The 13,813-nt window shown below is 66.8% G+C and carries 13 protein-coding genes; 5 read left to right on the top strand and 8 right to left on the bottom strand.

The window, feature by feature from the left end:
* The first annotated feature begins 204 nt into the window (after positions 1–204).
* Positions 205–903 carry a rhomboid family intramembrane serine protease gene (locus CSC74_RS17290; protein ID WP_162315754.1) on the top strand — a complete coding sequence of 233 codons (699 nt, stop codon included), beginning with the start codon at positions 205–207 and terminating at the stop codon, positions 901–903.
* Positions 904–1,057: 154 nt separating this feature from the next.
* On the opposite strand, the gene CSC74_RS17285 is transcribed toward CSC74_RS17290, so the two are convergent.
* Entirely contained in the window at positions 1,058–3,388 is a 2,331-nt protein-coding gene (locus CSC74_RS17285) for a TonB-dependent receptor (protein WP_162315749.1), read from the bottom strand.
* Between the two features lie 173 nt (positions 3,389–3,561).
* Entirely contained in the window at positions 3,562–4,044 is a 483-nt protein-coding gene (locus CSC74_RS17280) for an Lrp/AsnC family transcriptional regulator (RefSeq protein WP_162315748.1), read from the bottom strand.
* 128 nt (positions 4,045–4,172) lie between these two features.
* Between CSC74_RS17280 and phhA the strand changes: the two genes are divergently transcribed.
* Positions 4,173–5,060 (top strand): phenylalanine 4-monooxygenase, encoded by an 888-nt coding sequence (gene phhA, locus CSC74_RS17275; RefSeq protein ID WP_162315747.1) that lies wholly within the window; start codon positions 4,173–4,175, stop codon positions 5,058–5,060.
* Between the two features lie 113 nt (positions 5,061–5,173).
* Positions 5,174–7,294 (top strand): TonB-dependent receptor family protein, encoded by a 2,121-nt coding sequence (locus CSC74_RS17270; protein WP_162315746.1) that lies wholly within the window; start codon positions 5,174–5,176, stop codon positions 7,292–7,294.
* A 94-nt stretch (positions 7,295–7,388) separates the two neighbouring features.
* On the opposite strand, the gene CSC74_RS17265 is transcribed toward CSC74_RS17270, so the two are convergent.
* The 6 genes from CSC74_RS17265 to CSC74_RS17240 all read right to left on the bottom strand — a co-directional run bounded on the left by CSC74_RS17265 (position 7,389) and on the right by CSC74_RS17240 (position 11,910).
* Positions 7,389–8,084 (bottom strand): helix-turn-helix transcriptional regulator, encoded by a 696-nt coding sequence (locus CSC74_RS17265; protein ID WP_162315745.1) that lies wholly within the window; start codon positions 8,082–8,084, stop codon positions 7,389–7,391.
* Between the two features lie 54 nt (positions 8,085–8,138).
* Complete coding sequence (locus CSC74_RS17260) at positions 8,139–8,855, bottom strand: NIPSNAP family protein (RefSeq protein ID WP_162315744.1); 717 nt, start codon at positions 8,853–8,855, stop codon at positions 8,139–8,141.
* Positions 8,852–9,196, bottom strand: coding sequence for an NIPSNAP family protein (locus tag CSC74_RS17255; RefSeq protein WP_162315743.1), 345 nt, complete (start codon positions 9,194–9,196; stop codon positions 8,852–8,854). Before CSC74_RS17255 ends, CSC74_RS17260 begins: the two co-directional genes overlap by 4 nt.
* Before the next feature lie 35 nt (positions 9,197–9,231).
* A complete protein-coding gene (locus tag CSC74_RS17250; protein WP_162315742.1) occupies positions 9,232–9,723 on the bottom strand; it encodes a hypothetical protein in 492 nt (163 codons plus the stop codon).
* 188 nt (positions 9,724–9,911) lie between these two features.
* Complete coding sequence (locus CSC74_RS17245) at positions 9,912–11,441, bottom strand: carotenoid oxygenase family protein (protein ID WP_162315741.1); 1,530 nt, start codon at positions 11,439–11,441, stop codon at positions 9,912–9,914.
* 25 nt (positions 11,442–11,466) lie between these two features.
* Positions 11,467–11,910 (bottom strand): DUF2141 domain-containing protein, encoded by a 444-nt coding sequence (locus tag CSC74_RS17240; protein WP_162315740.1) that lies wholly within the window; start codon positions 11,908–11,910, stop codon positions 11,467–11,469.
* A 117-nt stretch (positions 11,911–12,027) separates the two neighbouring features.
* On the opposite strand from CSC74_RS17240, the gene CSC74_RS17235 reads away from it, so the two are divergent.
* Together CSC74_RS17235 and CSC74_RS17230 are read left to right on the top strand one after the other, a co-directional pair.
* On the top strand, positions 12,028–13,170 hold the full coding sequence (locus CSC74_RS17235) for a sensor histidine kinase (protein WP_425501480.1): 1,143 nt from the start codon (positions 12,028–12,030) through the stop codon (positions 13,168–13,170).
* Positions 13,167–13,805 carry a response regulator transcription factor gene (locus CSC74_RS17230; protein ID WP_162315738.1) on the top strand — a complete coding sequence of 213 codons (639 nt, stop codon included), beginning with the start codon at positions 13,167–13,169 and terminating at the stop codon, positions 13,803–13,805. Before CSC74_RS17235 ends, CSC74_RS17230 begins: the two co-directional genes overlap by 4 nt.
* The last annotated feature ends 8 nt before the right edge of the window (positions 13,806–13,813 follow it).

The raw sequence follows: 13,813 nt of genomic DNA, 5'->3' as shown, positions 1-13,813 counted from the left end.
ACACATGATGACGAGTTCACGCATACCATACGGTATGCTTCGGCCAGCCGACGCCAGACCCTTATAATTGTCAACAGTGGCACCCGACAACCACCCCTCCCTATCCTCTTCGTCGGCCGCGTCAGATGTCTATAAGAGGCAGTTTACCACCCCGACGATCCGCGCCACGATCACGAGGCGCAGCGCAAGGCCGATCGCCGGCGCCTGTTGCGGGCGCTCAACATCAGTCTGGGATTCGTGCTGGCCCTGATCCTGGCCTATTCCGCGCAGGCCAGTTTCGACTGGTCGCCGTTCGCGGTCGCGCCGCACGACATGCGCGGATTGCTGGGCGTCCTGACCGCGCCGCTGCTGCATGGCTCGGTCGAGCACATCGTCGCCAACGCGAGCTCGCTGCTGATCCTCGGCACCCTGGCCGGCAGCGTGTATCCGCGCGCCACCGCCTGGTCGTTGCCGTTCCTGTGGATCGGCTCCGGACTGGGCGCGTGGCTGCTGGGCGATGCGGGCAGCCATCACCTGGGCGCCAGCGGCGTGACCCACGGCCTGATGTTCCTGCTCTTCGTCCTGGGCCTGCTGCGTCGCGACCGCGCGGCCATCGCCGCCGGGATGATCGCGTTCTTCTTCTATGGCGGCATGCTGCTGACCGTGTTGCCGCACGAAGCCGGCATTTCCTGGCAATCGCACCTGGGCGGCGCCCTGGGCGGCGTGATCGCCGCGTTGCTGTTCCGCAGGCTCGACCCCGCCCTGCCGCGCAAGCGCTACAGCTGGGAGGACGAGGAAGAAACCCTCGCCGCGATGGACGACGAGCTGGAGCCGCCGGCGCCACGCGAGGTGCCGGTGCTGTGGCAGCGCGCGCAACAGGAAGAAGAACGCGGCGTGGTGCTGAAATTCCCGCCACGCGAATGACGCACCCACCCGTAGGAGCGGGCCTTGCCCGCGATGCTCTTCGTTGGGCGCAATGATCTTCGTCGGGATTATCGCGGCGTGAGGGAGAGCATCGCGGGCAAGGCCCGCTCCTACGGGAGCCCTTCCCGTTTGCGGGAAGGGCGCTTGAATCGACTCAGAAGCGGGCGCTGAACTCCACGCCCACCGTGCGCGGCTCGTTGAGGAAGCCGGTGAGGTTGTTGAAGTCGATGCCGCCGACGATGCGGGTCTGGTCGGTGATGTTGCGACCGAACACGGCCACGCCGTAGTCGCCCTGGTTCCAGTTGTAGCCGATGCGCAGGCCGCCTTCGAGCGAGGACTTGCCGGTGAATTCCTTCGATTCGTACAGGAAGAAATTCACTTCGCTGCGGTACGCCCAGTCGGTGAACACGTACAGCTCGCCGCCCTCGCCGACCGGCATGCTCCAGCGTGCGGTCACGTTGTGTACCCACTTGGGCGCCTGCGGCAACGAATTGCCGTCGATGTGCGCGACAGTGGTGCCTGCAGCATTGACGGTGACCGGATCGGTCGGCGTGCAGATCGGTGGTGCGAAGTTGGTCGCTCCGCAGACGGGAACCACAAGGTTCTTGTCGTCGATCTCCGTGTCGTTGTAGCTGCTGCCCAGGGTGACCAGCAGGTTGTCGGTCAGGTAGGCCTCCAAGTCCAGTTCGAAGCCCTGGCCGATGGTCTTGTCGGCGTTGAGCAGGGTCGCGGTATTGCCGCCGCCGCCGACCGCGATGATCTGCTGGTCGTTCACGCCGTAGCGGAACACGTTGAAACCCAGGCGCGCGCGCTTGTCCCACAGGTCGGCCTTGATCCCGGCCTCGTAGGAAATCACTTCCTCCGAATCGGCGGTGGAGACGCCGCCGTTGTTGGCCACCGCCTCGGCGCTGGCGAACAGCAGGCGGCCCTGGATCGACGGTGCGCGGAAACCCTTGGCCACGCGCGCGAACAGGTTGATGTTTTCGTTGAGCGCGTAGACGCCGCTCAGGTCCCAGCTGACGTCGTTGACGTCGGTATGCACCGCATACGGGCCGCCCACCGGAGCCGCCGAGAACGGCGCGGCTTCCAGCACGCTGGCGCTGAAATCCTTCTTGTCCTGGGTGTAGCGCAGGCCGCCGCGCAGCTTGAACTTGTCGGTCACGTCGAAGTCGCCGGAGGCGAACGCGGCCCAAGCCTTGTTGCGCTGCTTCTGGATCGCGTAGCCGGCACGTGGATTGCCGGGGGTCAGCGAGTCGTAGTTGAAGCTGTCGATGCTGATGTCTTCGTCGTAATAGAACAGGCCGGCCTGCCAGTCGAAGCGGCCCCACTCATTGGACTCGATGCGGAATTCCTGAGTGACCTGGCGATGGTCGGGCAAGCCATCGGCCGATTCGGAAGCGAACGGGATGAAGCCGGGACCGGAATCCGGCAGGAAGAACGCGCCGTAGCCGCCGTCGATGTCGCCGCGGTTGAGCGATTCGGCGGTTTCGTAGCCGGTGATCGAGTACAGGGTCACCTTGCCGAGGTCCCAGCGCAGGCGCGCGCTGCCGCCCCAGGTGTCGAGCTCGGAAAAGTTCACGCCGTCGGTGGAGACTTCGTCGCGATCGAAACCGTCGACCAGGTTGTTGGTGCCCGGCTCGATGATGTTGGCGCGGAACAGCCGCGCGGTGCCGTTGAGGTGGCGCTTGTGCAGGTTGAACAGGCCTTCGAACGCATCGCCTTCGTACAGGAACTGCACGCGCGCGGCGGATTCGTCGTAGCCTTCGGCACCGCGGTCCGGGCCGGGTTCGTAAGTGTTGGTCACCGAATCCTCGCGGCGCTGGAACAGCACCGAGGCGCGCGCCGACCAGCGGTCGGTGAGGCCGCCGCCGACCGCGCCTTCCACGTTCCACATGTTGTCGGTGCCGTAGGAAACCCTGCCGTAGCCGCCGAATTCCTGGGTCGGCTTGGCCGATTCGAACTTGACCACGCCGGCCGGCGTGTTGCGGCCGAACAACGTGCCCTGCGGACCGCGCAGCACTTCGATGCGCTCCAGGTCGAACACCGGGAAGCCCTTCAGCAGCGGGCTTTCCTGGACCACGTCGTCATAGATCAGCGAGACCGGCTGCGAGGCGTTGAGGTCGAAGTCGGTGTTGCCCAGGCCGCGGATGTAGAAACGCGGGAACGCGCGGCCGTAGGAGGATTCGATGTTGAGGCTGGGCACCCGCGCCGACAGGAAGCGCACGTCGTTGCCGCCGGAGGCGAGCACGTCGAGCTTCTCGCTGCTGATGGTGCTGATCGAAACCGGCACGTCCTGGATGTTTTCCACGCGGCGCTGGGCGGTGACCTGCACGGCGTCCAGGGTGGTGGCTGCCTTTTCCGCAGGCGCGGGCGCGGCGGCGGCCGGCGTGGCCTCCTGGGCGAAAACGCTGCCGAACGGCAACAGGGCGGCGATGGCAAGGGCGAGTCGGTGCGGGCGCACGGACGGGGAGCGGGTCGGGGACATGGTGGCTTCCGGAGGGTGGTGGAAGGAAGAAGGCGCGTAGCGCCTAGCACGCGCATGTTGCAGGACAGCACTCGCGTGGGCAATGGCCTGTCGTAGGAGCGCCCCTTGGGCGCGATGCTCTTCCGATGGGGGCCGTGGATACGGGACGAGAGCATCGCGCCCAAGGGGCGCTCCTACGGCAGGTGTCCCAGCGGCAGGGCGCGGGTCTGCTTGACCGTGCGCAGGACGAAGCTGGAATTGACGTCGGCCACGCCGGTGGCGTTGATCAGCTTGTCCAGCAGGAAGCGGGAGAAGTGCTCCAGGTCCTGGACCACCACCTGCAGCAGGTAGTCCATGTCGCCGGTGAGCGCATGGCAGGCCACCACTTCGTCCCAGCTGTTCACGCCCTCAATGAAGCGATCGAGGCCGAACTGGCCATGCTTTTCCAACTGCACGCGCACGAACGCCTGCAGCCCCAGGCCGACCTGCTTGGGATCGACCAGGGCCGCATAGCCCTGGATGACGCCGGAGGATTCCAGCCGCTGGATCCGGCGCAGGCAGGCCGACGGCGACAGGTTCACCTGGATGGCGATATCGGCATTGGTGGCGCGTCCGTCCTGTTGCAGGAGCGAAAGCAGACGCAGGTCGATGCGGTCGAGAGAGAGAGATTCGGCCATTTCATGTTCGTTTTTGATTAAACACGCAATTATATTGCTCTAATGGCCGGATTCCACGCAACTTCGCAACCCTGTTGCGCGTCTCCGCCGCTAACATCGAAGGTCACCTGATTCCCTTTGGAGACCCCATGAACGAGCCCCGCCGCGTCGAGCGCCAGCAGACCGACAAGGGCTACGTCCCGGTCTATACGACCGCCGTGGTCGAGCAGCCGTGGGAGGACTACAAGGCCGAGGACCACGCCACCTGGGGCGCCCTGTACCAGCGCCAGCGCGAACTGCTGGTCGGCAGGGCCAGCGACGAATTCCTGCAGGCGCAGGATGAAATGGGCATGACCCCGCACGCGATCCCGCGTTTCGACCAGTTGAACGAAGTACTCGGCGCCGCCACCGGCTGGACCCTGGTCGGTGTGGAAGGCCTGCTGCCGGAACTGGTTTTCTTCGACCCCCTGGCCAACCGCCGCTTCCCGGTGACCTGGTGGATCCGCCGCCCCGAGCAGATCGACTACATCGCCGAGCCCGACCTGTTCCACGACCTGTTCGGCCACGTGCCGCTGCTGATGAATCCGCTGTTCGCCGATTACATGCAGGCCTACGGCCGCGGCGGGGTCAAGGCGCACGGGATCGGCCCGGAGGCGCTGGTCAACCTGACCCGACTGTACTGGTACACGGTGGAGTTCGGCCTGATCGACACGCCGCAGGGTTTGCGCATCTACGGCAGCGGCATCGTCTCGTCGAAGGGCGAGTCGCTGTATTCGCTGGAATCGGAGGCGCCCAACCGGATCGGTTTCGACCTGGAACGGGTGATGCGCACGCGCTACCGCATCGACACGTTCCAGAAGACCTACTTCGTCATCGACAGCTTCGAGCAGCTGATCGCCGCGACCGAACCGGATTTCACTCCGATCTACGACAAGCTCGCGCAGCGCGAGGCATTCCCTGCGGGCAAGGTGCTGGAGTCGGATCACGTTTTCAATCGCGGTACCGGCGAGGGCTGGGCCACCGACGCCGACGTTTAACCGGCTTTTTGTAGGAGCGGGCCTTGCCCGCGATGCTCTTCGGCCAGATTGCGCAAGAACATCGCGGGCAAGGCCCGCTCCTACAAGTAATGAGGATCGGCGATCATGGCGGCATGATCTTCTCTCGCCCGCCGATGCTGTTGCTGTCGTTTTTCGCTTGTGCCGAAGCTCTCGCGCAGACCAGCCCTGATCCCGTCACCCTGGATCGCGTCCAGGTACAGGCCACGCGCCTGCAGGGCGTGCCGGCATTCGACACTCCCGCTTCGCTGGACAGCATCGACCTGCGCGAAGCCGGCAACAGCGCGGGCGTGAACATGTCCGAACGACTCGGCGGCATCCCCGGCCTGTTGGCCCGCGACCGGCAGAACTATGCGCAGGACACGCAGCTGTCGATCCGCGGCTTCGGCGCGCGCTCCACCTTCGGCGTGCGCGGCGTGCGCCTGTTCGCCGATGGCATTCCCGCTTCGATGCCGGACGGGCAGGGCCAGCTGTCGCATTTCAATCTCGCCGCCGGCGATCGCATCGAGGTCATGCGCGGCCCGTTCTCCGCGTTATACGGCAACTCCTCCGGCGGTGTGCTGCAGTTGTGGAGTGCGGACGGCGAGGATCCGGATCAATGGCGCGTGGCGTCTTCGATCGGTAGCAACGCCAGCCATGCGCTGTCGGCGCGCCTGCTCGGCAAGCAGGGCGCGTTGGGCTACAACCTGGCCGCGTCGACTTTCGAAACGGAAGGCTACCGCGGGCACAGCGCGGCGCGGCGCGATTCGGCCAACGCGAAATTGACCTTCGACCTGGGCGACGAACGCCTGCTGGATTTCGTCTTCAATTACCTGGACCTGCCCGACGCCGACGATCCGCTCGGGCTGACCGCGGACCAGGTCCGCGAAAATCCGCGCCTGGCTTCGCCGGTGGCGCTGCTGTTCGACACGCGCAAGTCGGTGCGGCAGGCGCAGACCGGCGCGACCTACGAACAGCCGCTGGGCGAAGCGCAGACCCTGCGGTTGATGGGCTACGGCGGACGGCGCAGCGTCGAGCAATTCCTGTCGCTGCCGGCCGTCGCCCAGACCAACCCGCTCAACTCCGGCGGTGTGATCGACCTGGACAACGACTACGGCGGCCTCGACGCGCGCTGGAGTTGGCAGGGCACAGTGGCCGCGCGTCCGTTCGAAGTCACCGTCGGCGCCAACGCGGACCGGCAGCGCCAGCACCGGCGGGGCTACGAGAATTTCGTCGGCGCCACGCTGGGGATGAAAGGCGCGCAGCGCCGCGACGAGCGCAACCAGGTCGGGAACTTCGACCAGTTCGCCCAGGCCTGGTGGAAATTCACTGGTCGCTGGGCCTTGCTGGCCGGCGTGCGCCACAGCGAAGTGCGGTTCCGTTCCGACGACGATTACGTCTCCGCCGACAATCCGGACGATAGCGGCCGCGTCGATTATTCGCGGACCACGCCGGTCGCGGGACTGGTGTTCAGCCCCGGCGATGACGCGCGCGTGTATCTGTCGGCGGGACGCGGGTTCGAGGCGCCCACCTTCAACGAGCTCGGTTATCGCGCCGATGGCGGCGCCGGGTTGGCGCTGGATCTTTCGCCAGCGGTCAGCCGCAATCTCGAGCTGGGCGGCAAATGGCGCAACGGAAAGGGCGCATCGTTGAATGTGGCCGTGTTCCGCGCCGATACCGATGACGAACTGGCCGTGGCCAGCAATGTCGGTGGTCGCAGTACCTACCGCAACGTCGGACGCGCGCGCCGGCAGGGCGTCGAAGGCGAATTCGGGATGCCGATCGCCGCGCAATGGGACCTGCAGCTTTCCTACACCTGGCTGCAGGCGGAATTCCGCGACGCCTTCCTGATCTGCAACCGCGCCGGCTGCACCATTCCCGATACGCCGGTGGCGGCGGGATCGCGCATTCCCGGCGTGCCGGAACAACAGCTGTTCGCGCGCCTGCAATGGCAGGGGCGGGTGTGGTCTGCGGCGGTCGAAGGCAACGGCGTCGGCGACGTGGCGGTCAACGACATCGCCAGCCAGTCCGCGCCCGGCTACTTCCTGCTCAACCTGGAAGCCGCGCGCAGCTGGAACCTTGGCCACGGCCGCCTGCGCGGCTTCGCCCGTATCGACAACGCGCTGGACCATGGCTACATCGGTTCGGTGATCGTCAACGAAGGCAACGGCCGTTTCTACGAACCCGGACCCGGTCGCGGTTTCCTGATCGGCGCCGAGTGGCGCAGCACGCGCTGACGATTCCGTAAAGCGACTGCAGGAGCGACGCAAGTCGCGAAGTCCAGGAGATTGATTCTGCGGACTTCGCGACTTGCGTCGCTCCTACGGCCGATTACCTCGCTTCGCCGCGCATGCCCACCGCCTGCAGGTAGGCTTCCAGGCCGCGCGATTTCGTTTCCGCGAAGACCTCGCCGGTGGCCGCCATGGCCACGATCCGGTCCGGGCGGAAATTGCGGAAGTCGTTGCGCAGCCGGCACCAGCCGCCGATGGTCCAGCTGCCGCCCCAGAACGCCAGGCACAGCGGCTCCACTTCGCGCAGGCTGGCGTCGCCGGACTGGTCGCTGTATTCCAGCCGCAGGACCTCGTTGTTCTCGATCGCCGCGTGCAGGCGATCGATCATGCCGCTGGCCTCGATCCGGCTGTCCAGCTCCGGGGCGAAGATGCGGGTGCGTCGCGAGCGTTCGCGCAATTCCGGCGGCAGCACCGCCTCGATCTTCAGCAGGGCCGCGCTGGCCCCCAGGCCCAGGCGCTTGCCGCCGAACGCGCGCACGAAGCGCGTGCCGACCACCAGTGCCTCGAGTTCTTCGGCGTTGAACATCAGCGGCGGGATGTCCGCGCCCTTGCGCAATACGTAGCCGACCCCGGCCTCGCCTTCGATGGGGACGCCGGAGGTCTGCAGGTCGACGACATCGCGGTAGACCGTGCGCAGCGACACGCCCAGCGTCCCGGCAAGACTGCGGGCGGGCAGGGCGGAGCGGCGGCCGCGCAGGGCATGGATGATCAGGAACAGACGGTCGGCGCGGCGCATGCGCGCATCATCGCGCGGGCGCGTCGGATCATGCAAAGGTGCGGGGTCATGGTTTCAGCCACGCAACCACGAGCGCGGCGTCGCCCGCAGCTCGAGGACCTGCGCGGGTCGCGGCGCCAGCCGCGCCCACGCGGCCGAGAGCCGCGGCCACTCCGCCAACTGCGCCTGGTGCCGCCGATAGGCCGCGGCATCGGCGTGGCGCGAGAACCACAGCAGCACGTGCTCGCCCTCGCGCACCGGCAGCGCCGGAAAATCGTTGGCGCTGTATTCGGTGCTGAAGCTGGCCAGCACCGGCGCGCCGATCCGCGCCCACGCCGCCACCAGCACCTGGGCGAAGAACGCCAGCGCCTCGTCGCCGACCGGCGCATCGAAAGGCTGCAGGGTCGCGAACAGCGACCCGCCGGTACCCTCCTCCGGGGTCGAGGACGGATTGAAGTTGGAACCGGGATACGCCGGCCGCAACAGCAGCACATCGTCGGAATCGAGCATGGTGTCGTTGGCTGCCGAGCGATGCGCCTGCCACACCGGCCCGCCGTAGAAATCGGCCAGCGCCTGCCTGCGCGCGGCCATGCCGGTGAAGCCCCGCAGCCAGACGAAGCGATCGGCATCGTCGGCATCGTGGAACTGGCCGATGATGCGCATGCCGGCGGCCTGCTGGCCTTCGATGAATTCGCGCTCGAACAAGTCGATCAACTCGTCGCGGCGCCCGGGCTTGAGCGTGTATTGGCGGAGCTCGATCACGTCTTCCGGGATGTCGGGGCCCATGTTCATGCCGGCCGCCTCGCGTCGCGCAGGCCGGCGAGGGTGGAGGCGTCCAGTTCCAGCACCAGCGAGGTGAAGTCCTCGATCAGTTCGAGGATCGAAGCGCGCGGACCCTGGATCCATTCGGCGCTGCCGTAGAACGCATCCTGGCGTTGTTGGCGATCGTCCAGGCTGGCGTAGGCGCGGATCAGGAAATAGGTGTCCTGGTCGTGGGCGGAAGGCCCATGGCGGACCACGTCGGTGCCCCAGCGCGCGAGCATGGGCATCACCTGCTCGCCGGCGATGCGGGCGAAGCGTTCGCGCGATCCGGGCTTCAGGTTGTAGGTGCGGATTTCCACGGTCCGGTGCATGGCTGGACTCCTTGTGTTGCCAATGAAAAACGGATTCAGCCGTCGCAACGACTCATGTACATGTGCCAGTTGGTTTCCCAGCTGCGGCCGCCATCGGCCGAGAACGCCTGCTGCCAGTGCGCGCTGTCCGCGCTGATCTCCGACCAGGTGAAACGCACCCGGACCGGCCGGCCCCGGTGGATATCGTCGCCCTCGAAAAGGCCGACGCCGTTTTCGAAGCGGCCGACCACGGGTGGTTCCAGCACGCCGCTGCGATTGCCGGCCCAGTACAGGCTCCATCGCTTCGCCTGCAGGTCGAACAGGCGCAAGGTCATGCCGCGGAAGCCGTCGTCCCAGTCGGTGACGAAATCGTCGATGTTGCCGAGGCCGTCCAGGATCGGTCGGCATTCCTGGGTGGCGTCGAAGGTCTCCCAGTCGTCGCTGCCGGCCAGGCGCTCGCGCAAGCGCACGTTCCGCACCCGCCAGCGGCCATGGTAGAAATCGAAATCGTGGCGGCCGTCGTCGCTTCGCTGCGCGGAATGCTGCATGCGCTTTCTTCCCGGTACCGTGCCGATCGCACTCCGACAGCATGCGTGGGCCCTGCTGACAGCCTGTTGTCAGCAGAGCTCGACCCCTATGGGAGTGGGAGGTGGGAGCGGCGTAAGCCGCGATGCTTTACCGGTGGCCCTTTCGCGGCTTACGCCGCTCCCACACACATAGGCACCGACTTCGCGGGTCAAGCCGCCACGAAATGCCCGTGGAATCCCAGCGGAACGGTGGTCGGCAACCAGGCCTGGGCCAGCGGCCCTTGCTCGACGCGTCGCGCATCCAGCACCGCGATCCCGCTGTGTCCACGCGCGCTGTCGAGCAAGGTGCCGACCAGCCAGCCTTCATCGGCGCGCGAACTTCCCGGCCTGGGCACGAACACATGCTCTTCGGCCAGGATGGCTTCGCCGTAGCGATGCACCTGGCGGCGACCGCGTTCCACATCGAATGCGGCGATCGCGTTGAAGTACGGCGCCGAGTGCGCGCCTTCGATGGTCGGGGCGAAGATCCTGGCGGCGCGGTCGCCGCGGTTGCGCGGATCGAACAACGGGAATTCGATGCTGGCGATGCCGGTGTCCCGCCAAGCCGCCTTGCCGCTGCGCAGGTCCAGATGCAGTTCGCGCAACTTCCCTTCACCGCCATGCGCCTGCGCAAGACCGTTCATCGCCGGTCGCATCGGCGAGCGCGCTTCCTCGATGTCCTCGTGCTGCACGGCGCGCATGACGATCTCGCCGTTACGCTCGTAGGCGTCGCCGAAATGATAGATCGCGGCGAAATCGGCCTCGAACCAGCGCGCGGTGGCCGGTGCATTTTTCGGCACCACCGCCACGCCCAGCGGCTGTTCCGGCTGGAAGCGCAGGCGCTCGAAGAACGCGCCCTGTCCTTCCCGGTAATCGAACGGGATCAGCGCGAACAGCAGATAGTGGTCGGTCTGCGCGAAGCTGTGCAGATAGCCGCGCACCGGCGTGTCCAGCACGTCGCCTGAAATCAGCTTGCCGTCGGCGCCCACGTGCCAGACGAACAGGCCGGAACCGCCCATCAGGCTGATCGCACCGAAATTCCACACCGAGCCATCGCGGTCGACCAGCGGGTGCGCGGAGAACGGCACGCTGGCCAGGTCGGGGCGCCAGGTCACCGGGCCGATCGTGGTCAGCTGGTCGGGATCGAGCTCGAACGCGGAGCCCGCTTCGCACAGGGCGAACAGGCGTCCGTCGATCGTCAACACCGACGTGTTGGCGGCGTTGGCATCGTCGTTGTTGCGGATCGGCTGGATGTCGGGGACGGTGGTGCCGGCGGCCGGATACAGGAAGCGCCCGGCTTTCTGTTCGCGGCTGAACTTGGGAGTGGCGACCATGCGCGCCTGGTGGACCAGCTTGCCGTCGCCGAGCTTCCATCCATGGACCATGCCATCACCATCGAACCAGTGTTCGTAACGGAAGCCGGCGCGTTCGGTCCATGCCGGTCCGTTGCGGTACAAAGTACCGGCCAAACCGTCGGGCAAGCGTCCCTCCACCTCGATCGCGCTGGGACCCAGCGATTCGGATTGCACGCTCTTCCATCCGGCCAACCACGGATGCTCGCGCAATCCGCGCGCGAACGCGGCCGGATCGCCGGCGAACGCCGATTCGCCATGCAACAACGAAGGCGCGAGGGCCAGCGCGGTGGCGCCGGACAAGAGGTTGCGCAGGAAACGGCGACGGCTGTTACCAGTGATGCTCATGGCGATGCTCCCCGACGAACGACGGTCAGTGCAGGACGACGTCGATGGCGACGTCGGCCTTGCCGATTTCAAGACGCGCCTCGTCCCAGGTCGGCTTGCGCATCACCTGCGGGTTGTTGCTGAAGCCGTAACCCTCCAGCGGCATGCCCACGACATTGGTGTCGAGCTTGCCGTTGCCGTTTTCGTCGTGGGTGATCATCACCGCATAGCTGCCGGGCTTGAGATTCTTGAAGGTGAAGCTGGCGTCCTCGCCCTGTGGGGGTGCGCCTTCGCCGTGCACCGGCGCGGCCTTGCCGTCCCAGGCATCCTGCGAATCGACCACGGCGACCTTGAGCAATCCGGTTTGCGCGCGGATCCCGTGCAGATGAACGGTGAGCTCGGCGGCGGAAACCGGTGCATTGGCCAGCGCGGCGAGCAACCCCGCGACCAGGAAAAACGACGTGCTGCGTGCAGCGGGAATGTGGTTCATGAAGAGGTCCTCGGGCGATGGCGGATGACGTGGCCAGTGTGGGCGGCGACCGCGCGCCGGTCAGATGCCGGCAGTCATCGATCCGCAGTGCCGTAAGTCACTTTCTGCGGCGCGCGCATTGCCATCGATGCCGGCAGCGCCCAGCATGTGGCCATGCGCGAATTCTTCCGTAACCTGCTGCAGCCCCTGAACCTGGCCGGCTTCTTCACCATCGCCGCGGTAGCGCTTTCCCTGCGCTTCACGCCACGCGAAGTGACCTTGCTCGCCGTCTCGACCCTGCTGGCGTTCACCGCTTTCTTCACCACGATGGTCGTCATGGCCGAGCATCGCAAGCGTATCCGCAGCGCGCTGCTGTGCCTGATGGCGACGTCCGCCCTGGTCCAGATCCGGCTTGCGCCGGAGCTCGGTACGGCACAGGTCCTGCTGGTCATCTGGGTCGCCTGTGCGTTTTCCACCTGGCGTCCGAGGACGGCGATTGCCGCAGCGCTGATCGTGGACGCGATCTTCTATCTGCTGATCCGCGAGGCCGGCTTTTCCTCGCCGTTGACCCTGGTCATGATCAACGTAGGCTTCCAGGCGCTGGCCGCGCTGTGCGTGCATTACGCGGTGAGCGCCGAGTCGTCGCGCGACCAACTGGTCCTGGTCAACGCCGACCTGCTGGCCACGCGCGCCCTGCTCGCCGACAGCGCGCGCGATGCAGAGCGCTTGCGCGTGGCCCGGGAACTGCACGACGTGGCCGGGCACAAGCTGACCGCGATGCGCCTCAACCTGCGCGCGCTGGCCGCCGACCCGGCCTTCGGCCAACGCGAAGAAGTGCGCATCGCCGAACGCCTCTCCGGCGAATTGCTGGCGGACATACGCGGCGTGGTCCAGGCATTGCGCAACGAACACGGCCTGGACCTGGAAACCGCCCTGCGCGCGCTGGCCGCGCCGCTGCCGCGGCCGGAGCTTGCATTGCGCATCGATGACGATGTGCGCGTGACCGACCCCGGCACGGCTGAGACCTTGCTGCGCCTGGTCCAGGAGGCGCTGACCAACGCCGCGCGCCACGCCGATGCCAACCGGCTTTCGGTACACCTGCGCCGCGAGGGCGCCGAGGTGGTCCTGCGCATGGAGGACGACGGCCGCATCAAGGGCGCGATCCGCGAAGGCAACGGCATCGCCGGCATGCGCGAACGGATCGCGGCCTTGCGCGGCCGTCTCGACCTGGGCACCACCCCGCGCGGCGGACTGCGCATCGATGCGAGGCTGCCGGCATGAATCAGGCTGCGATCCGCGTGGCCCTGGCCGACGACCAGGCCCTGGTCCGCGCCGGACTGCGGGCGCTGCTGCAACAACAGGGCATCGAGGTCGCGCTGGAGGCGGAAGACGGCGCCGATCTGCTGGAGAAGTTGCAGGCGCATCCCGTAGACGTGGTCCTCAGCGACATCCGCATGCCCGGTACCGACGGCATCGAAGCCCTGCTGCAACTGCGCGAACGCGGCGACGCCACGCCGGTACTGCTGCTGACCACCTTCGACGACAGCGACCTGCTGCTGCGCGCGACCGATGCCGGCGCGCAGGGATTCCTGTTGAAGGACGCCGCGCCGGAAGACCTGCGCGAGGCGATCGCGCGCGTGGCCGCGGGCGAGACCTTGCTGCAACCGGTCAGCACCGATCCGGTGCGCGCGCGCTTCCGTTTCCGCGACGAATCGACGCCGACGGAGACTTTCAGCCCGCGCGAAGTGGCGATCCTGCGCCTGCTGGCCGGCGGTTATTCCAACAAGGAGATCGCACGCAGCCTGTTCCTGGCCGAAGGCACGGTGAAGAACTACGTGTCCACCATCCTCGACAAGCTCGGCACCCGCGATCGCACCCGCGCGGTGCTGAAAGCGATCACCTTGCGCATCATCTGATTCACGCC

The sequence above is a fragment of the Pseudoxanthomonas yeongjuensis genome (assembly GCF_010093345.1).
Taxonomy (GTDB): Bacteria; Pseudomonadota; Gammaproteobacteria; order Xanthomonadales; family Xanthomonadaceae; genus Pseudoxanthomonas_A; species Pseudoxanthomonas_A yeongjuensis.
Note: the sequence above shows the minus strand (reverse complement) of the source record. Positions and strands in the feature narration are given on the sequence as shown.

Excerpts from the sequence above, each read along its gene's own strand:
- CSC74_RS17285 (WP_162315749.1), bottom strand. The coding sequence starts at position 3,388 with ATGTCCCCGACCCGCTCCCCGTCCGTGCGCCCGCACCGACTCGCCCTT.
- CSC74_RS17280 (WP_162315748.1), bottom strand. The coding sequence starts at position 4,044 with ATGGCCGAATCTCTCTCTCTCGACCGCATCGACCTGCGTCTGCTTTCG.
- phhA (WP_162315747.1), top strand. The coding sequence starts at position 4,173 with ATGAACGAGCCCCGCCGCGTCGAGCGCCAGCAGACCGACAAGGGCTAC.
- CSC74_RS17270 (WP_162315746.1), top strand. The coding sequence starts at position 5,174 with ATGATCTTCTCTCGCCCGCCGATGCTGTTGCTGTCGTTTTTCGCTTGT.
- CSC74_RS17265 (WP_162315745.1), bottom strand. The coding sequence starts at position 8,084 with ATGCGCCGCGCCGACCGTCTGTTCCTGATCATCCATGCCCTGCGCGGC.
- CSC74_RS17260 (WP_162315744.1), bottom strand. The coding sequence starts at position 8,855 with ATGAACATGGGCCCCGACATCCCGGAAGACGTGATCGAGCTCCGCCAA.
- CSC74_RS17255 (WP_162315743.1), bottom strand. The coding sequence starts at position 9,196 with ATGCACCGGACCGTGGAAATCCGCACCTACAACCTGAAGCCCGGATCG.
- CSC74_RS17250 (WP_162315742.1), bottom strand. The coding sequence starts at position 9,723 with ATGCAGCATTCCGCGCAGCGAAGCGACGACGGCCGCCACGATTTCGAT.
- CSC74_RS17245 (WP_162315741.1), bottom strand. The coding sequence starts at position 11,441 with ATGAGCATCACTGGTAACAGCCGTCGCCGTTTCCTGCGCAACCTCTTG.
- CSC74_RS17240 (WP_162315740.1), bottom strand. The coding sequence starts at position 11,910 with ATGAACCACATTCCCGCTGCACGCAGCACGTCGTTTTTCCTGGTCGCG.
- CSC74_RS17230 (WP_162315738.1), top strand. The coding sequence starts at position 13,167 with ATGAATCAGGCTGCGATCCGCGTGGCCCTGGCCGACGACCAGGCCCTG.